General features: G+C 69.3%; 26 protein-coding genes. 3 read left to right on the top strand and 23 right to left on the bottom strand.

The window, feature by feature from the left end:
• Positions 1-20 precede the first annotated feature (20 nt).
• The 11 genes from AB0383_RS29330 to AB0383_RS29280 all read right to left on the bottom strand — a co-directional run bounded on the left by AB0383_RS29330 (position 21) and on the right by AB0383_RS29280 (position 9,763).
• On the bottom strand, positions 21-1,331 hold the full coding sequence (locus AB0383_RS29330; RefSeq protein ID WP_366189074.1) for an MFS transporter: 1,311 nt from the start codon (positions 1,329-1,331) through the stop codon (positions 21-23).
• Between the two features lie 72 nt (positions 1,332-1,403).
• Positions 1,404-1,982, bottom strand: a complete 579-nt coding sequence (locus tag AB0383_RS29325) for an NAD(P)H-dependent oxidoreductase (protein ID WP_366189073.1) — start codon at positions 1,980-1,982, stop codon at positions 1,404-1,406.
• A 13-nt stretch (positions 1,983-1,995) separates the two neighbouring features.
• The gene (locus AB0383_RS29320; RefSeq protein WP_366189072.1) at positions 1,996-2,796 is read right to left on the bottom strand and encodes a tryptophan 2,3-dioxygenase family protein; all 801 of its coding nucleotides are present in this window, start codon (positions 2,794-2,796) and stop codon (positions 1,996-1,998) included.
• The gene (locus AB0383_RS29315) at positions 2,793-3,812 is read right to left on the bottom strand and encodes an amidohydrolase family protein (RefSeq protein ID WP_364172445.1); all 1,020 of its coding nucleotides are present in this window, start codon (positions 3,810-3,812) and stop codon (positions 2,793-2,795) included. The genes AB0383_RS29320 and AB0383_RS29315 overlap by 4 nt, the downstream gene beginning before the upstream one ends.
• A complete protein-coding gene (locus AB0383_RS29310) occupies positions 3,812-4,342 on the bottom strand; it encodes a 3-hydroxyanthranilate 3,4-dioxygenase (protein WP_364172448.1) in 531 nt (176 codons plus the stop codon). Before AB0383_RS29310 ends, AB0383_RS29315 begins: the two co-directional genes overlap by 1 nt.
• A 5-nt stretch (positions 4,343-4,347) precedes the next feature.
• Positions 4,348-4,779 carry a RidA family protein gene (locus tag AB0383_RS29305; protein WP_364172451.1) on the bottom strand — a complete coding sequence of 144 codons (432 nt, stop codon included), beginning with the start codon at positions 4,777-4,779 and terminating at the stop codon, positions 4,348-4,350.
• On the bottom strand, positions 4,776-5,546 hold the full coding sequence (locus AB0383_RS29300; protein ID WP_366189071.1) for a fumarylacetoacetate hydrolase family protein: 771 nt from the start codon (positions 5,544-5,546) through the stop codon (positions 4,776-4,778). The genes AB0383_RS29305 and AB0383_RS29300 overlap by 4 nt, the downstream gene beginning before the upstream one ends.
• The gene (dmpG, locus tag AB0383_RS29295; protein ID WP_364172456.1) at positions 5,543-6,568 is read right to left on the bottom strand and encodes a 4-hydroxy-2-oxovalerate aldolase; all 1,026 of its coding nucleotides are present in this window, start codon (positions 6,566-6,568) and stop codon (positions 5,543-5,545) included. The genes AB0383_RS29300 and dmpG overlap by 4 nt, the downstream gene beginning before the upstream one ends.
• On the bottom strand, positions 6,565-7,500 hold the full coding sequence (locus AB0383_RS29290) for an acetaldehyde dehydrogenase (acetylating) (RefSeq protein WP_366189070.1): 936 nt from the start codon (positions 7,498-7,500) through the stop codon (positions 6,565-6,567). The genes dmpG and AB0383_RS29290 overlap by 4 nt, the downstream gene beginning before the upstream one ends.
• On the bottom strand, positions 7,497-8,312 hold the full coding sequence (locus tag AB0383_RS29285; protein ID WP_366189069.1) for a fumarylacetoacetate hydrolase family protein: 816 nt from the start codon (positions 8,310-8,312) through the stop codon (positions 7,497-7,499). Before AB0383_RS29285 ends, AB0383_RS29290 begins: the two co-directional genes overlap by 4 nt.
• Positions 8,309-9,763, bottom strand: coding sequence for a 2-hydroxymuconic semialdehyde dehydrogenase (locus AB0383_RS29280; RefSeq protein ID WP_366189068.1), 1,455 nt, complete (start codon positions 9,761-9,763; stop codon positions 8,309-8,311). Before AB0383_RS29280 ends, AB0383_RS29285 begins: the two co-directional genes overlap by 4 nt.
• A gap of 111 nt (positions 9,764-9,874) precedes the next feature.
• Here AB0383_RS29280 and AB0383_RS29275 point away from each other — a divergent pair, with 111 nt between their 5' ends.
• A complete protein-coding gene (locus tag AB0383_RS29275; protein WP_364172468.1) occupies positions 9,875-10,825 on the top strand; it encodes a LysR substrate-binding domain-containing protein in 951 nt (316 codons plus the stop codon).
• On the opposite strand, the gene AB0383_RS29270 is transcribed toward AB0383_RS29275, so the two are convergent.
• Positions 10,809-11,357, bottom strand: coding sequence for a flavin reductase family protein (locus tag AB0383_RS29270; protein WP_364172471.1), 549 nt, complete (start codon positions 11,355-11,357; stop codon positions 10,809-10,811). The two genes, AB0383_RS29275 and AB0383_RS29270, sit on opposite strands and share 17 nt — an antisense overlap.
• A gap of 125 nt (positions 11,358-11,482) precedes the next feature.
• On the opposite strand from AB0383_RS29270, the gene AB0383_RS29265 reads away from it, so the two are divergent.
• Positions 11,483-11,899, top strand: coding sequence for a kinase (locus tag AB0383_RS29265; RefSeq protein WP_366189067.1), 417 nt, complete (start codon positions 11,483-11,485; stop codon positions 11,897-11,899).
• 330 nt (positions 11,900-12,229) lie between these two features.
• Here AB0383_RS29265 and AB0383_RS29260 read toward each other — a convergent pair whose 3' ends face one another.
• Positions 12,230-13,435, bottom strand: coding sequence for an MFS transporter (locus AB0383_RS29260; RefSeq protein ID WP_366189066.1), 1,206 nt, complete (start codon positions 13,433-13,435; stop codon positions 12,230-12,232).
• 54 nt (positions 13,436-13,489) lie between these two features.
• The gene (locus AB0383_RS29255; RefSeq protein WP_366189065.1) at positions 13,490-14,158 is read right to left on the bottom strand and encodes a nitroreductase family protein; all 669 of its coding nucleotides are present in this window, start codon (positions 14,156-14,158) and stop codon (positions 13,490-13,492) included.
• A gap of 97 nt (positions 14,159-14,255) precedes the next feature.
• Here AB0383_RS29255 and AB0383_RS29250 point away from each other — a divergent pair, with 97 nt between their 5' ends.
• A complete protein-coding gene (locus tag AB0383_RS29250; protein ID WP_364172482.1) occupies positions 14,256-14,873 on the top strand; it encodes a TetR/AcrR family transcriptional regulator in 618 nt (205 codons plus the stop codon).
• Between the two features lie 28 nt (positions 14,874-14,901).
• Here the strand turns inward: AB0383_RS29250 and AB0383_RS29245 are convergent, their stop codons facing one another.
• From AB0383_RS29245 to AB0383_RS29205, 9 genes are all read right to left on the bottom strand, one after another.
• The gene (locus tag AB0383_RS29245) at positions 14,902-15,534 is read right to left on the bottom strand and encodes a hypothetical protein (protein ID WP_366189064.1); all 633 of its coding nucleotides are present in this window, start codon (positions 15,532-15,534) and stop codon (positions 14,902-14,904) included.
• Positions 15,535-15,631: 97 nt separating this feature from the next.
• A complete protein-coding gene (locus AB0383_RS29240) occupies positions 15,632-16,513 on the bottom strand; it encodes a dioxygenase (RefSeq protein ID WP_366189063.1) in 882 nt (293 codons plus the stop codon).
• A 97-nt stretch (positions 16,514-16,610) separates the two neighbouring features.
• Positions 16,611-17,540 carry a helix-turn-helix domain-containing protein gene (locus tag AB0383_RS29235; protein ID WP_366189062.1) on the bottom strand — a complete coding sequence of 310 codons (930 nt, stop codon included), beginning with the start codon at positions 17,538-17,540 and terminating at the stop codon, positions 16,611-16,613.
• 52 nt (positions 17,541-17,592) lie between these two features.
• Positions 17,593-18,132: a flavin reductase family protein gene (locus tag AB0383_RS29230; RefSeq protein WP_366189061.1), complete on the bottom strand. Its 540-nt coding sequence runs from the start codon at positions 18,130-18,132 to the stop codon at positions 17,593-17,595.
• On the bottom strand, positions 18,129-18,473 hold the full coding sequence (locus tag AB0383_RS29225; RefSeq protein WP_366189060.1) for a cupin domain-containing protein: 345 nt from the start codon (positions 18,471-18,473) through the stop codon (positions 18,129-18,131). The genes AB0383_RS29230 and AB0383_RS29225 overlap by 4 nt, the downstream gene beginning before the upstream one ends.
• Positions 18,470-19,906, bottom strand: a complete 1,437-nt coding sequence (locus AB0383_RS29220; protein ID WP_364172500.1) for a 4-hydroxyphenylacetate 3-hydroxylase N-terminal domain-containing protein — start codon at positions 19,904-19,906, stop codon at positions 18,470-18,472. Before AB0383_RS29220 ends, AB0383_RS29225 begins: the two co-directional genes overlap by 4 nt.
• The gene (locus AB0383_RS29215; RefSeq protein ID WP_364172502.1) at positions 19,906-20,571 is read right to left on the bottom strand and encodes a DUF2848 family protein; all 666 of its coding nucleotides are present in this window, start codon (positions 20,569-20,571) and stop codon (positions 19,906-19,908) included. Before AB0383_RS29215 ends, AB0383_RS29220 begins: the two co-directional genes overlap by 1 nt.
• 19 nt (positions 20,572-20,590) lie before the next feature.
• Positions 20,591-21,313 carry an alpha/beta fold hydrolase gene (locus tag AB0383_RS29210; protein ID WP_366189059.1) on the bottom strand — a complete coding sequence of 241 codons (723 nt, stop codon included), beginning with the start codon at positions 21,311-21,313 and terminating at the stop codon, positions 20,591-20,593.
• Between the two features lie 106 nt (positions 21,314-21,419).
• Positions 21,420-22,397, bottom strand: a complete 978-nt coding sequence (locus AB0383_RS29205) for an AraC family transcriptional regulator (RefSeq protein WP_364172508.1) — start codon at positions 22,395-22,397, stop codon at positions 21,420-21,422.
• Positions 22,398-22,608 lie beyond the last annotated feature (211 nt).

Here is a 22,608-nt window from a genome sequence, read left to right as displayed (position 1 = left end):
CGCCGCCCGCCGGCAGCTCGTCAGTCCACCGGGGCGGCGAGCGGAGTAGCGACGGTCTTCTTGCGACGGACGGATTCCGTCACCAGGAACACCGCAACGAACGACACCGCGGCCATCAGCGCCAGGTACAACGCGATCGCGTTGGCCGTCTGGAACTCGGCGAACAACGACGTCGCGATGATGGGCGCCAGTGCACCGCCGGCGACCGCGCCGATCTGGTAGCCCACCGAGACACCCGAGTAGCGGACACTCGCGCCGAACATCTCGGAGAACAAGGCCGGACACGGGCCGTAGGTGAGGCTGAAGATGACCTGCGCGATGACGAGCGCCACGGTGATCAGAACCGGTGAGCCGGTGTTCACGAGCCAGAACATCGGGAAGCCCCACACCGCCAGCCCCACGGCACCGCTCAGGAACACCTTGCGGCGGCCGATGCGGTCGGACAATGCGGCGGCTGCCGGGATCGTGAGCCCCGAGGCGACGGCGGAGATCAGCACGGCAACCAGGATCGTGCCGCGCGGAAGACCGAGCGCCTGCGTTGCGTACGACAGGATGTAGACGGTGAGCAGGTAGTAGGCGCCGCCGTTGATCACGGTCGCGCCGGCGGCGAGCAGGATCTGCTTCGGGTGCGAGCGCAACAGTTCCATCAGCGGAGCACGCCGCCGTGCCGGCTCCTCGGAAGGCGCCGCGTGGGTTTCCGACGCCCGCGACTGCGCGTAGAGCCCCACGGCGATGAGCAGGATGCTGAGCAGGAACGGGATCCGCCAGCCCCACGCCAGGAACGCGTCCTGCGACAGCGCGGCCGAGAGGATCAGGAACATCACGTTGGAGAAGATCAACGCGATCGGCACCCCGAGCTGCGCGAAGCTGCCGTAGAAGCCGCGTTTGCCCTCGGGCGCGCTCTCCGTCACCAGCAGCACCGCACCACCCCACTGCCCGCCCAGCGCCAGGCCCTGGACAAGGCGCAGCACCACGAGCAGGATCGGCGCAGCCACGCCGAGCGTGGCGTACGACGGCAGCAAGCCGATCGCCGTCGTGGCCGCACCCATGATCATCATGGCGGTGACCAGCGCCGGCTTGCGGCCGAACTTGTCACCGAAGTGCCCGAACACGGCCGCCCCGACCGGCCGGATCAGGAACCCCACGGCGAACGTGCTGAACGCGAGCAGCGTGCCCGCGACGGAATCGACCGACGGAAAGAACAGTTTGTTCAGCACCAGCGCCGAAGCCGACGCGTAGATGAAGAAGTCGTACCACTCGATGGCCGAACCGGCGACGCTGACGAGGATGTTCTTTCTCATCTGCCGGGGCGGCGGGGACAACTGGGTCATGGGGGAACTCCGTTGTTCAGGGGACGGGGGTTGTTCGGGGGACGGGGTTGTTCGCGGGGCGGGGAAAGCGCTTCACCGACCGAGTGACGCCAGGGCGCGCCGGTGTTCGATCAGGTCGACCAGGCCATCGACCACGGCGGTGAGGATCGCCGTCGACGGCGAACCCGCCGGCAGCTCGCCGTCGGCGAGGGCCTGGTGGGCGTGGGGCAACACGAACTCGGGCTGGCCCACCACGTCGGCGTTCATCTTGTGCAGCACCGAGCGCAGGTTCAGCTGCGCGCGAATGGTGCCCAGCGGCCCTTGCGAAGCGCCGATGATCGCGACGTGCTTGCGTTCCAGAACCGGACCTTCGTCCACGGGGCGGGAAAGCCAGTCCAGCCCGTTCTTGAGCACACCGGGCATGGCCGCGTTGTACTCAGGGGTGGCGATGAGCACCCCGTCGGCCGCGCGGATCCGGCGTCGCAGCTGCGCGACGGCGGGCGGGGCCGGGTGTTCGTCGTCCTCGTTGAACGGCGGGATCGCCGCCAGGTCACCGAAGACGTCGAAGGTGAGCTCGGGCGGCGCGAGCTGCGTGACCGCCGTGAGCAGGCGCGTGTTGAGGGAATCCTTGCGCAGGCTTCCCGACAGCGCGAGGATCGTCAAGTCCGACAAGGGTTTTCTCCAGTCAGGAATCTTCCGGGTCCATGGACCACAACTCGGGGAACGGCACCTCGATCGCCGTCTGCGCCAGCCAGTCGAGGCCGCTGGAGCCGTAGTAGCCGGGCCGGTGGCCGAACGACCGGCGCGTGGCCACGAGGTGCAGGTGCTTGTACTCGGCGTAGCCCTCCGCGATCTTCATCAGAGCCTCACCGCAGAACCGCAGGTCCACCAGCGCGGGGTCGCCGCCGTAGAAGACCGTGGTCCACGCGCGCACCGCGTCGGGGTGCGACTCGTGTTCCTCCTGCGGGTCACGCTTCACAACCGAGTCCGGAATGGACAGTCCACGCCGGTTCAGCAGCGCGAGCGCCTCGTCGTAGACGCTCGGCTCGCGCAGGGTCGTCAGCAGTGACGAGTGCTCGTCCGGCATCGACGACACCGGGTCGGCCAGCGCGTGCGGGCGGATGCCGAGCAGGAACACCAGCTCGCGGTACTTCCACGACTGCAGCGACGAAGACTTGCCGTGGACGGAGCCGAGGCCGTTCTTGATCGGCAGGAAGTCGCCGACCGTCATCCACTCCAGCGATTTCCACGACGCGTTGAGCCCCACGAAGTGGTCCGCCGCCCGGCGCAGGGCAGCCGCGGCCGACGGCGTCTCGCCGGCGCGGAAGTGCTGCGCGGCGAAGCGCAGCTCGGTGGTGATCAGGCCGAAGTAGAGCTCCTGCACCTGGCACACCACGAGGAACGAGCGCTCGCCCTCCAGGTCGGTCACCGGCTCCTGCAGCGTGTGCAGCACGTCGGCTCTGAGGTAGGAGTTGTACGCGGTCATCTCGTGACCTCCTCGGGCAGGGACAGGAACCGGGCGGCGTTGCCGCCGAGCAAAAGGTCGCGTTCGGCTTCGGACAGGAACTGTGCCTTTCGCACCACCTGGCCCACCGGCCGTTCGCCCAGCGGGTACGGGTAGTCACTGCCGAGCAGGATGTTCTCGACGCCGAGGACGTCGACCAGCAGCCGCAGCGCCGACGGGTCGAACACCACGCTGTCCACGGAGAACCGGCCGAGGTAGCTCGACGGCGGGTTGGCCGAGCCGCCGATCACGTCGTGGCGCTCGTGCCAGGCGTTTTCGAGCCGGCCGAGCCAGAACGCGAACGAGCCACCGCCGTGCGCGAAGCAGATCTTGAGCGTCTCGGGCACCTGGTCGAACACGCCGCCGAGGATCATGGCCAGCAGCGAAAGGTGCGTCTCCGCGGGCATGCCCGTGAGCCACTGCGACATCCAGCGGCCCAGCCGCGGCGAGCTCGGCATGTCCCACGGGTGCACGAACACCGGCACGCCCTTGGCCGCGCAGTGCTGCAAGAACATCACGATGCCGGCGTCGTCGAGGTCGCGATCCCCCACGTGGTTGCCGATCTCGACGCCACGGTGACCGGCGGCGAGGCAGCGGTCGAGCTCCTCGCACGCGAGATCCGGGTCCTGCAACGGAACCTGGCAGAACGGCAGCAGCCGTCCGGAGGCCGGCTCGCAGATCTCCAGCGCGAGGTCGTTGAAGACCTTCGCGATCCGCACGGCCTCGGCGGGCGTGCGGTCGTAGGAGAAGAACACCGGTGTCGGCGAGACGACCTGCACGTCGACCTGGTCCTCACCCATCTCGCGCAGCCGCTCGCCGGCGTCCCAGCAGTTGGCGAGGATACGCCGGAACTCGCGTGAGCCGACCATGATGGTCGCCTCGCGCTCGTTCTCGACGCGCAGCCACGGCAGAGTGCTCTCCTGACCCGTGCCGTCTGCGCCCAGCTGCGGCCAGCCGCGCGGGACGTAGTGCGTGTGGACGTCGATCACCTGTGGCATCAGAGCGCGGACCTTCCGGGGTGCACCGTGCCGCAGTTGGCGCACTTGCGCAGGGACTCGTCGTCGTAGAACTGCTCGAACACCGGCGGCAGGTCCTCCACGATGTCACGCACCTGCAGTTCGACCTCGTGCACGAGGTGCTCGCAGTCGAGGCAGTACCACTGGAACTTCTCCAGCGTGCCCTCTTCGCGGACGCGCTCGATCACGACACCGATCGAGCCGGCTTCGGGGCGCTGCGGCGAATGTGGCACGTTGCCGGGCAGCAGCCACATGTCGCCCTCGCGCACGTGGACCGTCTGCTGGCCCTTGTCGGTCATGACGTTGACGTGCATGTCGCCCTTGACCTGGTAGAACCACTCCTCGTACGGGTCGACGTGGAAGTCGGTGCGCTGGTTCGGCCCGCCGACGACCTGCACGATGAAGTCACCCGTGCGTTCCCACATCTGCTTGTTGTTGACCGGCGGCTTGAGCAGGTGCTGGTGTTCGGAGACCCACGTGGCGAAGTTGAAGACGGGATTGATGTCGGTCACGGTGATCAGTTCCTTTCGGTGCGTTCGTTCGGCACGTGGGCGACGGCCTGGATCTCGATGAGCAGGTGCGGGTGCGGCAACTGGTGCACGGCGACGGTGGTGCGCGTCGGGCCGTTCTCGTCGAAGTAGCGGCCGTAGACCTCGTTGTAGCCACCGAAGTCGTTCATGCTGACCAGGTAGCTGGTGACCTGCACGACGTCGGCGAGGCTCGCGCCGACGGAGCCCAGGATGTCGGCGATGTTGTCGAGCACGGCGGCGGTCTGCACGCGGATGTCGAGCGTCGTGGTGCCGAACTCGTCGGCCTCGGCGCCGGCGAACGTGTTGTCCGGCAGGCGGCTGCTCGTGCCGGAGACGAACACGAAGTCGCCCGCGCGTTTCACGTGGGGGAAGCGGCCGCGGGGTTTGGCCTTGTCCGCAAGCGTTTTGGCTTCGGTCATCGGGGTTCTCCCTGTTCTGCGACGGAGAAGCGGGCCCGGCCGAGGCCGGAGACGGTGGCGCTGACGTGGGTGCCGGCTTCGAGAGCCACCGCCGGGGTGGCCGCGCCGGCGAGCAGCACCGTGCCCGCGGTGAGCGGGAGGCCGTAGCGCTGGGCCATGCGGACGGCGGCGGGAATGGCACGCAGCGGGTCGCCGAGGATGGCGGCGGTCGAGCCGGCGCCGGCGATGCGTCCGTCCACTTCGAACACCACGCCGCGGTTGTCGAGGCCGGCTTCGAGCGGCTGCCACCGGCCGAGCACGACGGCGGCGGCCGAGGTGTTGTCGGCGACCACATCGGCAAGGGAGAACTTGAAGTCTCGGTAGCGGGAGTCGATCACCTCGATCGCGGGGGCGACGGCGTCCACGAGGTCGGGGCCCGGCACTTCGCCAGGCTCGACGTCGCGGCTGAGCCGGAACGCGACCTCGGGCTCGGCGCGAGGGTGGATGAGAGTGTTCAGATCGAGCTCGTCGCCGTCGGCAAGGACCATGCCCGAGGTGAGGCGGCCGATGATCACGTCGTCGACGCCCATCTGCGCGGCCTTCGCCTTGCTGGTGAAGCCGAGCTTGACGCCGAAGTGGCGCTCACCTCGGGAGATGCGGCGTTCGACCAGCTCTCGTTGGACGGCGTAGGCGTCGTCCAACGACAGTTCGTGGTCCGTGGACAGCTGTGCACATGGCTTGCGGGTGGTGGCGGCTTCGTCGAGCCGCGCCGCGAAGTCCTCGATCATGCCGGGGCCGCCTCTCGGGTGGCCACGAGGTCGAGCGCGACGTCGACCAGCATGTCCTCCTGGCCGCCGACGAGGCCCCGCTTGCCGGCTTCGAGGAGGATCGCGCGGACGTCGAGGTCGTAGCGGCCGGCGACGCGTTCGGCGTGGAGGAGGAAGCTGGAGTAGACGCCGGCGTAGCCCAGTGTCAACGTCTCGCGGTCCACGCGCACCGGTCGAGTCTGAAGTGGACGGACGAGGTCCTCCGCCGCGTCCTGCAGGCCGAACAGGTCACAGCCGTGGTCCCAGCCGAGCAGGTCGGCGACGGCGATGAAGGCCTCGATCGGCGTGTTCCCCGCGCCCGCCCCCTGGCCGGCCAGCGAAGCGTCGACGCGGTAGGCACCGTGCTCGACGGCGGTGACGCTGTTGGCCACCGACAACGACAGGTTTTCGTGCGCGTGGATGCCGATCTGCGTTTCCGGGTCGAGGACTTCGCGGTACGCGTCGATCCGCTCGGCGACGTCCCGCATGGTCAGGCGGCCGCCGGAGTCGGTGACGTAGACGCAGTGGGCGCCCGCTTCTTCCATGATCTTCGCCTGCTTGGCGAGGTCCTCGGGCGAGTTCATGTGGCTGAGCATCAGGAACCCGGCGACGTCCATGCCGTTGTCGCGGGCCCAGCCGATGTGCTGGATCGCGATGTCGGCCTCGGTGCAGTGCGTGGCGATGCGGACGCTGCCGACGCCGAGGTCGCGCGCGGCCCGCAGGTCTTCGATCGTGCCGACGCCCGGGAGCAGCAGCGTGGTGAGCTTCGCGTTCTTCACCACGTCGGCGGCCGCGGCGATCCAGCCCGCGTCGGTGGCCGCGCCGTGGCCGTAGTTCACGCTCGACCCGGCCAGGCCGTCGCCGTGCGCGACTTCGATGGCCGCCACGCCCGACGCGTCCAGCGCGGCGGCGATCGTGCGCACCTGCTCGACGCTGTAGCGGTGGGCGATGGCGTGCATGCCGTCGCGCAGCGTCACGTCCTGCACGTAGATCTTGCCGGTCATCGAAGGGCTCCTTCCGCGGCGACCTGCACGAGCCGTTCCGCGGTCCGCAGCGCGGCCGAGGTCATGATGTCGAGGTTCCCGGCGTATTCCGGCAGGTAGTGCCCGGCGCCGGAGACCTCCAGGAACACCGCCACCTTCACCCCGCAGAACGGGCGCCCGAGCGCGGGCAGGAACGGCTCGTCGACCCGGTCGAACTGCACCCGCTGCTTGAGCCGGTAACCCGGCACGTAGTCCTGCACGCGCGCGACCATCGCCTCGACGGACGCGCTGACGGCGGCTTCGTCCATTTCGGATTCTTCAACCAGGCAGAACACCGTGTCCCGCATGGTGATCGGCGGGTCGGCCGGGTTGAGCACGATGATCGCCTTGCCGCGCCCGGCGCCGCCGACGGTTTCCAGCGCCCGCGCGGTCGTCTCGGTGAACTCGTCGATGTTCGCCCGCGTGCCCGGACCGGCGGACTTGGCGGCGATCGTCGCCACGATCTCCGCGTACGCCACCGGCGCCACGGCCGAAACCGCGGCCACGACCGGCGTCGTCGCCTGGCCGCCGCAGGTGACCATGTTGACGTTGGGTGCGCCGAGGTGCTCGTCGAGGTTCACGGTCGGCACCACGTACGGCCCGACGGCCGCAGGCGTGAGGTCCACCAGCTGCTTGCCGTGGGCGCTCAGGACCGCGTTGTTGTGCCGGTGCGCGCCGGCCGAGGTCGCGTCGAAGACCAGCCGGATGTCGGCGAACTCGGGCAGGGCGACGAGCCCGGCCACACCTTCGTGCGACGTCGCGACTCCGAGGCGGCGCGCCCGCGCGAGCCCGTCGGAGGCGGCGTCGATGCCGACCATCGCCGCGACTTCAAGCTCACTCGAAAGCCGTTTCACCTTGAACATCAGGTCGGTGCCGATGTTGCCCGACCCGATGATCGCCACCGGGGTGCTCATGCGCGTTTCCCTCCGTCCGGCCCGGCGGTGAACCCGACGCGGACCTCTCCGATGTCTTCGAACCGGGCCACGTAGCTCCCGGGCGCCGTCGCGGGCACCATCGGTCCCCACGCGCCGGCCAGCACCACTTCCCCCGCTCTCAGCGGCTCGCTGCGGCGAGCGACTTCCTGCGCCAGCCACGCGACAGCGACGGCGGGCGAGCCCAGGCAGGCCGCGCCGACGCCGGTCGAGATCGGCTCGCCGGCGTGTTCCAGCACCATGCCAAGCCCGGCGAGGTCCACTTCGGACAGTTTCACCGGCCGCGTGCCCAGCACCAGAGCGCCGCTGGACGCGTTGTCGGCGACGGTGTCCGTGATCCGGATGTTCCAGTCGGCCACGCGCGAGTCGACGATCTCGATCGCGGGCAGCACGAAGTCGGTGGCGCGCAGGACATCGACCACCGTGGCGCCATTCGGCAGGTCGGCGCCGAGGACGAACGCGACCTCGCCTTCGACGCGCGGCTGGCAGAAGCGGTCGAGCGGAATCTCCGCGCGGTCGCCGAACACCATGTCGTCGAGCAGCACGCCGAAGTCGGGCCGGTCGACGCCGAGCTGGCGCTGCACCGCCTCCGACGTCAGCCCGATCTTGCGCCCGACCACCCGCGCGCCGCTCGCGACCTTGTCCGAGATGATGCGGCGCTGCACCTCGTAGGCGGCGTCGACGTCGTCTTCGCCGAGGAATTCGCGCACCGGCTGCACGGGCGTGCGGTCACGCTCGGCCCGCTGCAGGCGGGAGACCGCGGTGTCGATCGCCGCGTCGACCCGGGCGTTCACAGCGCCACGCACACGTTGGTCGGCTGGGTGTAGAAGTGCAGCGAGTGCACACCGCCTTCGCGGCCGATGCCCGAAAGCCCGTTGCCGCCGAAGGGCGATCGCAGGTCGCGCAGGTACCACGTGTTGACCCACGACATGCCGACGCGCATGGCGCCCGCGACGCGGTGGGCGCGTTCGAGGTCCGTGGTCCACACGGCGGCGGCGAGCCCGTAGTCGCTGTCGTTGGCCAGGCGGATCGCCTCGTCCTCGGTGTCGAACGGCACGAGGGCCGCGACCGGGCCGAAGATCTCCTCGCGCAGCACGCGGTGGGTGTTGCCGAGCCCGGTCCACACCGCGGGACGCACCCACGCACCACCTTCGAGATCGGGGCCGAGGTCCGGGATCCCGCCGCCGGCCAGGAGTTTCGCGCCCTCCTGCTCGGCGATCTCGTAGTAGGAGAGGACTTTCTCGCGGTGCTGGCGCGAGATCAACGGTCCTGTGGTGGTGTTCGGATCGTCCGGGCGGCCGAAGCGCAGGGCTTCGGCGCGTTCGGCGAGCCCGGCGGCGACCTCGTCGAAGATGCCGCGCTGCACGTAGATCCGCTCGGTGCACAGGCAGATCTGGCCGGTGTTGGTGAACGTCGAGCGGGCGAGGCCGTCGACGGTCTTGCCGAGGTCCGCGTCGTCGAACACCACGGCCGCGTTCTTGCCACCGAGCTCGAACGACACCGGCAGCACGCGCGGCGCCACCGCCTGCATGATCGCCGAGCCCGTGCGGGATTCGCCGGTGAAAGTGACGCCGTCGATGCCCGGGTGGCTCGTGAGGAACTCGCCCGCCGAACCGGGGCCGAAACCGTGGACGACGTTGAACACGCCGTCGGGCGCGCCGGCCTCGGTGATGAGCTCGGCCAGCAGCGTCGCGCTCGAGGGCGTCTCCTCCGACGGCTTCACCACCACGGCGTTGCCCGCGGCCAGCGCCGGCGCGACCTTCCAGGTCAGCAGCAACAGCGGCAGGTTCCACGGCACGATGACCGCGACCACGCCCAGCGGCTTGCGCAGCGCATAGTTCAGCGCACGCCCGGCCGGGCCTTCGGTGAGGAACGAGTCGAGCCCGGCCGACACGATCGTGTCGGCGGCGGCCCGGAAGTTGGCGGCGGCGCGCGAGACGTCGAGGCGGCGGGCCAGGTCGAGCGGTTTGCCGGTGTCGGCGACCTCGGCCGCGAGCAGGTCGTCGAACCGCTCGTCGATGCGGTCGGCGATCTTCCTGAGCACCCGCGCGCGCTCGGCGTCGGAGGTGCGGCCCCACGCGCCGTCGAGGGCGGCCCGGGCGGCGCGCACTGCGCGGTCGACCACCGCCTGGTCGGCCTCCTCGACCTGGGCGACCAGGGTCCCGTCGACCGGGCTGACCTTGTCGAACAGCTCGCCGCCGCTGTCGGCGAACCGCCCGTCCACGAAGCTCTTGAGCACCGTCATGTCCGCCTTCCCGCGTGGCTGTGGTCCCTGCTCATCGTCGCTACCTCCAGCTATGCCTGACAAATGCCAAAGTCTTAAGTTGATATGTGCATATGGCTATAGTGGCTCGGTATGACCTCTCGTGAGCTGCCGCGACTGCTCGACGGCCGGATGAAGTTCCGCCACCTGGTGCTGCTCGACGCCATCGCGCGGCGCGGCACGATCGTCGGCGCGGCCGCCGAGCTGCACGTGACCCAGCCCGTGGCGACGCGCGGGCTACGGGAGCTCGAGGAAATCCTGGAGGTCGAGCTGTTCCAGCGCGGCCCGCGCGGCCTCACGCCGACTGTCTACGGCGAGGCCTTCACCGAGCACGCGCGCGCGATCCTCGCCCAGGCCCGCCAGGCCGCCCGCCACGTCGTGGAGCTGGCGGGCGCCGAACGCGGCACCGTGGTGGTGGGGACGCATCTGTTCGGCTCGAACGTCTTGCTCCCGCGGGCCATCGCCGCGTTGAAGGCGGAACGGCCGAACCTGACCGTGGCCGTGCGCGATGGGACCCCTGAGTCGCTGCTGGTGGAGCTGAGCGCGGGCCGGCTCGACCTGATCGTCGGGCGGCTCACGCAGATCTCCGACGAGGGGTTCCTCCGCCGCAAGCTCTACGACGAGTCCGTGGTCCTCGTGGTCCGCGCCTCGCACCCGCTGGCCGGCGCGAAGACCGTGGACCTCGCCACGGTCGCCGAATACCCGTGGATCCTGCCCGGCCCGGAGACGGCGCTGCGGCGTGAGCTCGAGGAGCTGTTCCACAACAACGACGTGCTCCTGCCCGCCAACCGTGTGGAGGCGACTTCGTTCCTCACCGTGCGCCAACTGCTGCGCGACACCGACGTCGTGGCCGCGCTGCCGCGCCTGATCACCGAGGAGGACCCGGGGATCGCGCGCCTGCCGTTGTCGCTCGAGCCGATCGGCCACAGCGTCGGCATCACCATGCCCGCGTCCAGCAAACCCACCCCGTCGGCGAGCGCGCTGATCGACAAGCTCGTGGCCGAGGCCGTGCAGGTGACGCGCCGGTTCAGCCCTGCTTCGTGACCCGGGGACGTTCGAGCTGGTCACCGAGGTCGTGGTAGGCCGACTTGTGCCAGACGAGCGGCTGCAGGTCCTCCCGCGCCGTCGACCCGTAGTCCAGCGACTCGCCGACGAAAATCGTGTGGTCGCCACCGTCGTACACGGCCCACTTCCGGCACACGAACCACGCCAGCGCACCACCCACCGTCGGGCACCCGTGACGCAGATCCATCTCCACGTCCACCGCCACACTCCACGGCTGGCGCGCGTAGAAATCGGCGATCGCCCCTTGGTCCTGGCCCAGGATGCTCAGCCCGAAGTGCCCATCCGTGCCATGCAGCAGCTGGTGCATCCGCCCCGGCTTGTTCACACTCACCGCGCACAACGGCGGATCCAGCGACACCGACGCGAACGAACTCGCCGTCATCCCGTGCACCCCGCCGTCCCCGTCGACGACCGTCACCACCGACACGCCACTCGGGAAGTGCCGCAACGCCCGCCGGAACTTCAACGCGTGCGGATCGGTGGGGGCGTAGGTGCTGCGTGGAGTTCCCACGGACGTCCTCCTCGATTTCACCGCCTCTGACCAGCGGTGATGGTCAACCCATAGTCGCGGGCCGAGCCATACCCGTCCAATGCCGATCCGAGCCCGCGCCATGTCTGAACGGTCATACTCGCGTCGTGGGTTCCCCTCGCCTCGTCCTCCTCCGCGGCCCCTCCGGCGCGGGCAAGACCACCACCGCCCTCACCCTGCGCTCCCGCTGGGGCCGCGGCACCGCACTGATCCAGCAGGACGTCGTCCGCCGCCATGTCTTGCGGGAGCGTGATGTGCCTGGCGGGGTGAACATCGGGCTCATCGATGTGATGTGCCGGCATGCGCTCGGTGCGGGTTACGTGCCGTTTCCGGAGACCGTCCGCCGACATGCGACTCGACCTCAGGTTGCCGAGTTCACTCCGGAGGAGATGCTGGAGTGGTATCTGCCGGATGATCGGTTGGGTGTGCAGGGCGAGATTGTTCTGGGGGAGGAAATGACGCTAGAGGACACGGTGGAGTGGATCACCGCCGCGATGCCAGATCGGACTGGGCGATCCAGCTGATCGACGCGAGCAGGTCTTCGCGGGGCGGTACCCGATGTGCGGACTCCCGGGCTTGGCGGTGGGCATGCCGGACCAGGTCGAGCCAGGCGCGCGTGAAGTCGAGGTTTCCTGTCACTACGGTTCGGGGTCACTTGCCAAGGCTGGAAAGAGTACCTTGACAAGCAACCCCGAACCGTGTCCTTACCTTTTATCGGGGGTCGGCCGGGGAAAGGTCGGGGGAAAAGTTGAGAGAAGCGAGGGTTTTTGCCACCCGCCGGCTGCTGAGTAGATGGCATCGGCTAGCAGCAGGCAGATGGTTCAGAAAAGTCAAAAACCGGCCTGCCACGTCGATCAAACGCTCGACTCTGCCGCCGCCCTTACCACCTGCGAATCCCGATTCCGTCTCCACAGCACAAACGCGCACCCGATCGCCACCAAAGCGGGAATTGTCGCCAGTAGCAGAATCGAGCCGGCCGGCAAGGCCAACGCCAGCAACAACCCGGCGCCCGCCGGGCCCGCGACCGAGCCAAGACGGCCCAACGCCGCGGACCATCCAACGCCAGTAGTTCGAGCGTCGAGGTCATACAGCGCAACAGCGAGCGCCGTCTGTCCGATGTGCCCCGCGATGATCCCGACGCCGGCGGCGGTGAGCACAAGCAAGAGCGCCACACCCGATAGATGTGCCACACCCGCGACGATCATGAAAGCCACACCGAGAGCAGGAAGCACCACCAGCGCGCGCATGATCCCGATCCGGGCGGCCACCGGCATGAGCACCAAGCCGCCGATGATGCCGCCCAAACTCACGAACGCCAGGCCCAGCGGGGCTTGCGTGCGGGTGAACCCGTAGCTCGTCAGCAGGGTCGGCGCCCAGGAGATCAGCGTGTACGACGAGGCGAACACCAGAAACGAGTACGCCCACAACAGCCCAGTATTCGCACGCAATTCCACCCCGAACAACCGCAGAACCGAAGCCCCGCGCGGAGAAACAGCGACAGCAACCGCAGGCGGCAGCCCCACGACCATCGCGACGAACACCAGCACCGTCGCCGCGCCGGCGAGCCAAAAGACACCCGTCGGCCCCACTCCGGCGATCAGCTTCCCGCCGAAGAACCCACCCAGGGTGGCCCCCGCGGCAAGTCCCAACGTAACCGCGACAGAAACCCGCGACCGGTACCCCGGAGCGAAATGCTCAACCGCGAACGACACCGCCGCAGGCAGCACCGCCCCGAGGCCAAGCCCCGACACCAGGCGCATCACCGCCAGCAACGCCATGGAGTGCGCCGGCAGCACCATCGCCGTCAGTACCGTGCCGACGGCGAACAGGCCGACGCCGGTCAGCAGCACGGCCCGCCGGCCGAAGCGGGCGCACAGCCGGCCGGCCGCGAGGTAGCCGACGACCGTGCCGACGTTCGTGGCCACGATCGCCAGCGTGAACGCCGCGGCCGTCGCGTGCCACTCGTGCGCCAGCGAGGGGATGGAAAACGACAGCGCGGCCGTGTCGAACCCGTCGACGAGAACCGCGAAAAAGGACAGGACCAGAGCTCTGAACCGCACAGCTTGCCTCCGAACGACCAGGCCCCCCTGGCGACCGAAAACCCCCGCGAAACCTCAGGACTCCGGCGCCCACAAGGGTTCCGGGACCTCCACGCCGAACGCCCCGTCCCAGCCGTTGCGCCGCGCCACCTCGTGCACCGGGCGGCGCTTCGCCGCGACGCCCCAACGGCCGAGCGGGTAGCCGAACGCCAGCATCGCGCCGAGGCTCCAGCCCTCGTCAGCCGGAACGCCCAGCAGCTCGTACACCGTGGACTCCTCGAACCGCAGCAACGTGCTGAGCACCCCGCCGATACCCTCGGCGCGCGCGGCGAGCATCGCGCTCCACACAGCCGGGAACACGTTGGCGCCGTAGTGCGCTTCGGCCGTGAAGAGGAAGACCAGCAACGGCGTTTCCGCGAAGTGCTCCCCGAAGTAGTCACCCGAACGCTTGATCTGCGTCCGCATGGTCTCCCACCACGCGTCGCGCTCCTCGTACTTCAGTACACCGAGCCGACCAGCCACGAGGTCGGCGTACTCGCGCTCGCGGCACCGCGCGTAGACGTCCGCGAGCTTGGTCTTCAAGCCCGGGTCGTCGACGACCACGAACTGCCACGGCTGGGCGTTGCCGCCGTTGGGCGCCCGGATCGCGGCGTCGAGGATGCGGCACTGGCTCTCCAGCGAGATCGGGTCGGGTTTCATCCGCCGCATGACCCGCGTGGTGTAGAGCGCTTCGTAGACGTCCACTGATCACCGAACCTTCCATAATCGAACTCGAATCGGGTTTGAGTTTCAGTCACGGAAGGCGGCCGTGTCAAGCGCTCCAGCTGTGTAAACTCGCCGCGTGACCGCCGGGCAGCAGCCGTGGCAGCAGCAGCTGCCCCCTCAGGAACGCGGGCGAGCTCGCCGCGCGAAGATCGTCGAAGCGGCCACGAAACTCATCGACCAACACGGTCCGCACAGCCCCGAAGTCACGCTGCGCGCCATCGCCGACGGTGCCGGCACCTCGGCGGCCACGATCTACCACTACTTCCCCGACGTCGACTCCGTGATCGCCGCCGTCGCCGCCCAGTACATGCAAGACCTGCTCGCCGCCGTCGAACGCGTGCACGGCAAGCACTACGACTCGTTCCACGACCTGCTCGACGCCAACATCACCTCGTACCGCAAGCACTTCGCGAAATGGCCGGGCCTACGCGAGCTGTGGTTCGACCGGCACGCCTCGGACAACGTCGTCCTCATCCACGCCCACTACCGCGAGACGCTCACCGAGCTGTGGCAGCAGAAGGCCTCGGAGTTCAAAGGCGAGCCGGTCGACGCGATGAGCTGCCGGATCGCGATCGAGATGGTCGGCGCGCTGTGGGACTTCGCGTTCAGCCTCGACCCCCGCGGAGATGAGCGGGTCGTGGCCGAGATCCGGGAGCTCGCCCACGACTATTACCGTCGCCGGGTGGGGATCTGAACTCAGGCCTCCGAGGTTCCCTGGCTCATCACCAAGTGTCGCTGACAACCCACCAACGGACGCCGTCGAACATCAAAGAAGCCTGGGATTCACCTAGTTCCACGGGCTTTCCGTGGGGCGTGGTCGACGCGGTGCCGGCGTAGTGGACGATCGCCAGGTCGCCGCCCTTCTTGGCCACCGTCGACACGTCGATGATCTTGGTGACGTACTCGTACCAACCCGACTGGCTGTGCACGTCCTGCACGGCCTTCAGGAAGTCGGCGAGTGAGTTGTTGCCGATCGTCGTCGCGCCGGCCTCGGTTTGCCCCAGCGACATGAACACCGCGTTGGGCACGACGAGTGAGCGCAGCCGAGCACTGTTCCAAGTTCCCTTCGGACCGTTCAGCGACTCGTGCAACGCCGTGACGATGGCCCGCGGCGAGGACACATCGGACGGACGCGGCCTCGGCACCAGGGCCGCGAGCTCGTCGTGCGAGCGGGTCCACGACGCGTACACCGAACCAGGCGGCGGCACGGCAACGTCCGGCGGCTGCGTGGTCGAGGATCGCACCCCAGGAGCGGGCGTGGCCGCGCCGGCGTTCCCGGCCGCGAGCGTCAAGCCGAGGACGGCGGTCAGCGCCACTCGCCACACGGCTTTCCGGTTCGCTGAGGGCAATCGCATGCCCATGACCGTGACAGCGGCCCGGCCCGAGCACACCCGATCTCCGGAGCGACGGGGAGGTTCGGGAAGGCGGCGTGCCCGTCCGGGTCGGACCCGCCTACTCCTCCGGCGCCAACACCACGTCGAATCGCACGCGGCTCCAAGTCGCGTCGCCGAGGTCGCGCCCGTCCGGTGTCGGCGTACCCACGGACTGCTGGTCGAACGGCAGCACCAGCGACTCCCGCACCGCGAACACGACGTCGGACAAGTCGTCGCCCTGCACGAAGATGTGCGTGACGAGCCGGCGATGGCCCTCGTGGGTAACCATGAAGTGCAGGTGCGCGGCGCGCCAGGGCGAGCGGCCGGCGGCTTCGAGCAGTCGGCCGACGGGACCGTCCACGGGCAGCGGGTAGCGCGTCGGCGTGAGCGCCCAGAAGCGGTAGTTGCCGTTCTCGTCGGCGAAGACGTGGGCGCGCCCGGCCACACGGTCGTCGGTGTACTGGACGTCGTAATAGCCGTCCTCGTCGTTCTCCCACACCTCGAGCCGCGCGCCCGGCAGCGGCTTCCCGTCGGTGTCGGTGACCGTGCCCTCGACCCAGCACGGCTGCCCGTGCGCGCCGGCCGCGATGTCGCCGCCGTTGGGCACTTCCGGCGAACCCTCGTGGTAAAACGGCCCGAACACGGTCGCCTCGGTCGCGTTGCCGAAGAGCTGGTTGCTCACGGCGACGGTCTGCATCGAAACGCCCAGCACGTCCGAGAGCATGATGAACTCCTGGCGGCGATCGTCGGTGATGTGGCCGGCCTGCGTGAGAAACTCGATCGCCGAATTCCACTCCTGCTCGGTCAGCCGCGTCTCCCGCACGATCGCGTGCAGGTGGCGCACGACCGAGGTCATCACCTCGCGCAACCGCGCGCTCGGCGCGTCCGCGAACGACGCCACGACCTGCTCGACCAGGCCTTCTTCGAGCCCAGCCTGGCCGGGCGAAACCGCTTCACTCATGGGGTGTCCTCTCTCGGGTACCGAACACCAGCATCGCGGCGGCGCGCGGTGGGCGCCGGTGCCGCGGCCGAGGCGGGCAAGAAGACGGCCGACCCGGTCAAACGGCGCGGATCTCCGAGGGCGGCACGCCGTAGCGCTCCCGGAACGCGCGGGAGAAGTGCGCATGGGACGCGAACCCGCACGCGTGCGCGACGCGCGAGATCGGCGCGGCCGGATCAGCGGTGAGCTGCTCGTAGGCCGACCGCAGCCGCCGCTCCCGGATCACCCGGCCGACGCCACCGCCCTCACTGAACACGCGCGTGAGCTGGCGATTGCTGAGCCCGACGGCGGCCGCGACCGTCGAGGTCGTGAGCCCGTGGTCCGCCAGGTGCTCATCGATGTGGGCCAGCACTCGGCGGCGGTGCTCGGCCGCCAGTGGGCGGCGGTGCTCTTCGGCCAGGTCTGTCAGTAAGGTGCGGATGCGCGCCTCCGTGCCAGGCCCGGCCTGCACCGGCGCGGCCAGCACGTCACGCAGGAGGCGTGCGAACTCCGCGGCCGGGCTGCCGGCGGTCTCGGTGAGCGAGAACCGGCGGGTCATCGGGGCCGATGGCACGGCGCAGCCGGTGAGCTCCTCGAACGTGGGTTTCGGGACCATCAGCACGTACTCGCGCAGCCCTTTGGCGAATCCGCGCAGGAACGGCTGGTCCAGATCGCACACCAGCAGCATGCCCGGCTGCTGCAGCTGGATCCCCTTGCCGTGGTAGAAGAACGCTTCGCCGAACAGGGTGAAGTACAGCGCCACCCGGTCGCTCTCGTCGCGCCGGATCAGCCGCCGATCGCGCTCCACGACGTGGGCCGTCGCGGTGATGTTCGCGATTTTGAACTCGCCGACCCGCAGCGAGGTCTCCCAGCCGGCGAACGACTCCTGCGAAAGCGTCCGACAGGCCAGACGCACCAACGTCTCCTCGTTGTGCTGCTCCCACAACGCAAACCGGCGCGCTTCACCCAACCCACAGGTCGTGAAGGTGCGATACGGAAACGGCGCCACCCACTGACGGTAGATCAATTCGCCAGACACCACCAGCCAACCCCGTCCGGCCTCAGAAGAACCAAGGCACCGGCTCGAGCCCCCGGTCCACCACGTCACTGAACCGCCCGCCGAGGAACCCCAACGGCTCCCCTCCCCGCGAACACACCTTCACCACCTCACCGATCACAATCTCGTGATCACCAGCCGTCAACGCGCGATGAACCGAACACTCCAGGTGCACCAGCGCATCCGGGATCACCGGAACATCATGCGATCCCGTCTTCACCGGCAAACCCGAAAAGTGGTCCTCACCGCGCCGCGCGAAGCGGAGGGCGAGTTGTTCCTGCCGCGTTGACAGGACGTTCAGCGCGAAGCGGTCTGCCGAGACGACAGCCTCGGTAGTGCGCGCACCGGTCGTCAGGCACACGAGAACCAAGGGCGGGGACAGCGACACCGACGTCAGCGAATTCACCGTCATCCCGTGGGGAACATCGCCGACGCTGGTAGTCACCACCGCGACCCCAGTCGCAAACCGGCCCATCGCCGTCCGCATCGCCAACGCGTCGACCGGGCCGGAGCCGGGCGTGCAGTCAGGGGGCATGGTGGTCATGCGCGGTAACGAACCTCGAAGGTGAGCACACCCTCCTCGGTGCGCCAAGGGCCGTGCGGCATGCCCGGCGGACGGCAGGCGTACATCCCGGCGCTGAAGGTCTCCCCCAGAGTGAGGTCGGTGAACGACCCCTCCAGGATGTAGACCTCCTCCCAGAAGTCGTGCGCCTGGGCGCCCATCGGTGACGAGTCGGCGCCCGGCGCGTACCGCATGATGCGTGTGGCCACGCCAGAGACCTCGTCCGTGGACAGGACGCGTTCGGTGATGAGCGGGTCGTCGCCCTTGCAGGTTGTGAAGTCGACCTCAGTCACCGGGAAGAATTCGCGTTCGGGTTTGCTCACTGGCTCTCCTCGGAGTAGCCGGCCAGGAAACGGCCCACTTCGGACAGGGGACCGTCGAAGCCGTAGTTGCCGAAGGAGTAGCCCTTCACCACGAAGGGCGCGCCGGCGTAGAACAGCTCGTACTGGTGGTGGCGGCCGGCGAACTCGCTGCCGACGGCGTCCCACGCGAGTTTGAACAGTTTCACGCGGTCGGCGGCGGGCGTACCTGGGCTGTAGATGTAGCGGTCGATGTCCGCGCGCGTCTCCGGGCTGGTCATGTCGGCGACGCTGGAGGGGACCTGCAGCACACCACCGCCGACGAGGTCGCGGAGGATGGCCAGCACGCGGGGGTACAGCTCCGACTGCAGGCCCATGGCGCCGTACAGAGCGCGGCTGCCGGGGCGCCAAAGGCCGGCCGAGTCGGGCTCGGCGGTGTACTCGGCGGCCAGCACGGCGGACTCCACAAGGGACACCAGACTGGCCAGCTCGCCGAGTTTCTCCACGACGCCGGGGAACTTGTCGACGCCGTTGACCGCCGCGACCTTGCGCGCCAGGCCGGCCAGGAACTGCAGCTTCACCGAAAACCGGATCTGCGCCTGCCAGTTGCCCAGCACGTGCGCGCCCGTCGCGAAGAACTGGTTGCGCACTCCGGCGACGTCGCGGTAGACGAACACGCGGTCCCACGGCACGAAAACGTCGTCGAAGACCAGCAGGGCGTCGGTCTCGTCGAAGCGCGTGGTGAGCGGGTAGTCGTAGTGGCTGGTCGCGGCGGGCGCGTACGGGCGGCGGCAGTAGAGCTTCAGGCCCTCAGTGTCCACCGGCAGCACGAAGCTGAGCGCGAAGTCCGTGTCCTCCGGCGTCAGCGGCTTGATGCACGACACCAAGATCTCGTCGGCGACCGGCCCGCCCGTGGCCAGCATCTGCGCGCCCCGCACCACGATGCCGTCGGCGCGCTCCTCGGCGACGCCGACCTGCACGAGGTCGCCGTCCCACGCGCTCGCCGTGGTGGCGCGCGAAACCTGCGGCGGGATGATCGCGTAGGACAGGTACAGGTCCTCCTCGACGACGCGCTTCTGGAACGCCGTCACGTTGGCCGCGTAATCGCCGAACACGTCCGGGTGCGAGGCGAACGCGGCCAGGAACGCGCCGACGTGGTCCGGGCTGCGGCCCACCCAGCCGTGGGTGTGGCGCGCCCACGTGGTGGCGGCCTCGCGGAACGCGGTGAGGTCCTCGCGGCTGCGCGGGGCGGTGAAAAGCCGGTTCACCACCTCGCCGTTCGGGCCGGGCCGCGTCATGCCGGACGCGGGGTCGGCGGCGAGGTCGAACAGCTCCGACACCGTCTTCGCGATCGGCGCGAATGCCGGATGGCGGGCCACGCCGTCCACCCGCTTTCCGTCGAGGTAGACGCGACGTCCGTCATCGATGGCGCTCAGGTACTGCGATCCGGTGCGCATCAAGCCCTCCTTCGCTGGGTCTCGTACACGTGGGTCAGGGTTTCGCCGCGGGGCAGCCGCAGGTCGACGCGCCAGCGCGAGCCGTACACGAACTTCCCGCCGAGCAGGGAAAGCGTGCCGCAGAACAGCACGAGGTCGCCACCGTCGTCCAGTCCGGACGGCATCCGGCCGAGCGTGTCCGACGGGTGGCGCAGGGTCGCGACGCTGCCGCTCTGATACGTCGACGAGTCCACACTGGACTCTGCGACCAGACCATTCCAGTCCACAACTGACAGATCCGGCCCGAGCTCCACCACGTGCGAGCCGAGCGGCTTCGGGCACGCGGCCTTGCTCCGCGCGATGTCGACGCGTTCGAGCTCCCGGGCCGTGTGATCGGAGCCGACGCCGAGGTAGTACCGCCCGTCGTGGCGGATCACCACGGGCTCGACCTCGCCCGACGTCGTCGCCGAACCCACCTCGACCACCGGCGAAGTAGTCAACAGCACAGGCGAAAGCACGTAGTACGCCGGTACGGTAGCCGGCCGCGGCACGCCGATCGTCGCGAGCTCCGCGATGTGGTGCTCCACAGCGGCCTCGTCCTTGGCGGTGTAACCCGCGACAACGATCCGCTCCGGCGCGATCGAGAACGTCGCACCGGAACCGACCACAATCAGCTCACTCGTCACTTCACTCCTCAAAGGACGGTCAGTCCCGCCCCGCCTCGATGAACTTGCGCGCCGTCAGCTCGGGGTTCGCCAGCAGCACCTCGTGGCTGCCCTCCATCCCGATCAGCCGGAACATCACGAGCCGGTTGGACAGCCGCGGGTGCCGGCCCCACTCGCCCTGCGTGATGTCGTTGTCCTCGGACGGCGCCAGGTAGCTGAACGCCTGTGGCACCTTGTCCCAGCCCGTCATGTCGGCCGGGTCGGTGAAGGCGCTCCACGGCTGCGGGCGCAGCACGTCGTACACGCGCCGGGCCTCCTCCGCCGAGGCGTCGCCGTAGAACGCGTCGCGCCACACGGGGAACGGCAGCACGACACCGCCGTCGGTGCGTTCGTCGTAGCTCGCCTGAAGCGCGGCGACGAGGTGCGGCGGGATCTCGTCGACGAGCGCCCGGCCGTGCGCCGGCACGAACGCGGCGAAGTAGACGAGCCGCCGCATCCGTTCGGGCAGCTCGATCGCCACGCGGGAGATCACGTAACCGCCCCAGCTGTGCCCGACCAGCACCACGTCGGTCAGGTCGTGCTCCCGGATGTAGTCGACGATCGGCGCTGCGGCCCCGCGCAGGTCGACGTGCTTGTCGTCGTTCTCGCCGAGGCCGCCGGCCGTCGGGGTGTGGACCTCGTGGCCCGCGTCCTCCAAGTGCTTGCGGACCGGGTCCCACAGCTCCCCGAAGTGCCACGCTCCGTGCACCAGTACGAATCGCATGCGCCGCTCCGTTCTCGCCGTTGAGTGCGTACGGCACATGCTGCTGTCGGCGAGCGGCAAGGACTATCGGCGAAGCGACGCGCGGGCATCGGATTCGCGCAAACCCTCAGCGGCGGCCCAGCACGGCCGACGGCGTGACTCCGAACCGCGTCTTGAACTGCGCGGCGAACTCGCCCAGGTGGAAGTACCCGCATTCCGCCGCGACGCCGGTCACCGTCGTGGTCCCCCGCTCACCGGCCGCGAGCAGTCGGCGCGCCCGCTCGAGCCGCTGACCGCGCAGCCACTGCCCGGGCGTCGTGTCGAGGTCGCGCCGGAACCCGGCCTGCAGGCTGCGCAGGCTCGTCCCGCTCTGCCGCGCGACTTCCGACAGGCTGATCGGCTCGGCGAGGTGGTCGAGCAGGTACTCCATCGCCCGCCTGACCTGGGCCGACGGCACCCGGCCGCGCTCGGCGTCCTCCTCGCGCAGCTGCGTGAGGAGGAACGATTCGATCACCAGCTCACCCAGCTGCTGCCCCACCTCCGGCCGCGCGACGCTCGGCCCCAGCGTCGGCAGGCTGACCACGCTCTCCAGCAGCCGATACAGGAACGCGGGTTGCTCCGGCAGCGACAGCGAGAGGTCCACCGGGCCGGCGGTCGCGACCCCGCGGATCCGGCGGGCCGTGCGCTCGACCCAGCGCCGGTCCATCCGCACGATCAGCTGGTCGAACGCGCTGTCGATGTCCAGCTTGAACTCGCGGTACGGCCCGACGATCGCGGGCCGCCCCGGCGCGAGCTCGGCCGTGTCGCGGCCGTAAGTGAACTTCGCGGACCCGGCGACGGGCAGCGTCAGCAGGAAGTTGTCCTCTTCGGGCACGGCGGGAGCGACCGTGACGTCGGCGCCGTAGCGCAGGCGGTTGAGCGAGATCGGGCCCGCCGAGAGGTGCTCCAACCGGGTCGAAAGCCGCGCTCGCCGCGAATGCACCACGAGCCGGTGCGGGCGCAACGCCTGCGTGCACGCCTGCGTGACCTCGTCGGGATCGCCGCTGGACGCGAGCACGTGCTGCGAGACCTCGGCCAGCCCGGCCGCGAGCTGCGCTGCTGTCATGCCGCCTCCCGGTGCGTTGTGCCTCAGGACAACATCCCCGCTCGCCGTTGTCCAGCGGACCCGAAGACCGCGGCGGCGGTGGCACTCCTGCGGGGAGCCGGTCTGGCGGTTCTTGGCCAGGAAAAGGGCCGGCGCACTTGCAGAACTCCTTGTCCGAGCACTCCGCGAACGAGGTGGCTTCCGGAGTGAGTCGGCCCTGGCGTCCGGCTCA

It is taken from the genome of Amycolatopsis sp. NPDC051373 (assembly GCF_040689465.1).
GTDB lineage: Bacteria > Actinomycetota > Actinomycetes > Mycobacteriales > Pseudonocardiaceae > Amycolatopsis.
The sequence above is the reverse complement of the archived record's forward strand: the minus strand, read 5'-3'. Positions and strand labels throughout refer to the sequence as shown.

Coding starts and splice junctions, on each gene's coding strand:
- AB0383_RS29240 (WP_366189063.1), bottom strand. CDS start 16,513: ATGAGTGAAGCGGTTTCGCCCGGCCAGGCTGGGCTCGAAGAAGGCCTG.
- AB0383_RS29305 (WP_364172451.1), bottom strand. CDS start 4,779: ATGACCGAAGCCAAAACGCTTGCGGACAAGGCCAAACCCCGCGGCCGC.
- AB0383_RS29320 (WP_366189072.1), bottom strand. CDS start 2,796: ATGACCGCGTACAACTCCTACCTCAGAGCCGACGTGCTGCACACGCTG.
- dmpG (WP_364172456.1), bottom strand. CDS start 6,568: ATGACCGGCAAGATCTACGTGCAGGACGTGACGCTGCGCGACGGCATG.
- AB0383_RS29230 (WP_366189061.1), bottom strand. CDS start 18,132: ATGACCACCATGCCCCCTGACTGCACGCCCGGCTCCGGCCCGGTCGAC.
- AB0383_RS29275 (WP_364172468.1), top strand. CDS start 9,875: ATGACCTCTCGTGAGCTGCCGCGACTGCTCGACGGCCGGATGAAGTTC.
- AB0383_RS29300 (WP_366189071.1), bottom strand. CDS start 5,546: ATGATCGAGGACTTCGCGGCGCGGCTCGACGAAGCCGCCACCACCCGC.
- AB0383_RS29280 (WP_366189068.1), bottom strand. CDS start 9,763: ATGACGGTGCTCAAGAGCTTCGTGGACGGGCGGTTCGCCGACAGCGGC.
- AB0383_RS29210 (WP_366189059.1), bottom strand. CDS start 21,313: ATGCGATTCGTACTGGTGCACGGAGCGTGGCACTTCGGGGAGCTGTGG.
- AB0383_RS29330 (WP_366189074.1), bottom strand. CDS start 1,331: ATGACCCAGTTGTCCCCGCCGCCCCGGCAGATGAGAAAGAACATCCTC.
- AB0383_RS29245 (WP_366189064.1), bottom strand. CDS start 15,534: ATGCGATTGCCCTCAGCGAACCGGAAAGCCGTGTGGCGAGTGGCGCTG.
- AB0383_RS29220 (WP_364172500.1), bottom strand. CDS start 19,906: ATGCGCACCGGATCGCAGTACCTGAGCGCCATCGATGACGGACGTCGC.
- AB0383_RS29290 (WP_366189070.1), bottom strand. CDS start 7,500: ATGAGCACCCCGGTGGCGATCATCGGGTCGGGCAACATCGGCACCGAC.
- AB0383_RS29205 (WP_364172508.1), bottom strand. CDS start 22,397: ATGACAGCAGCGCAGCTCGCGGCCGGGCTGGCCGAGGTCTCGCAGCAC.
- AB0383_RS29315 (WP_364172445.1), bottom strand. CDS start 3,812: ATGCCACAGGTGATCGACGTCCACACGCACTACGTCCCGCGCGGCTGG.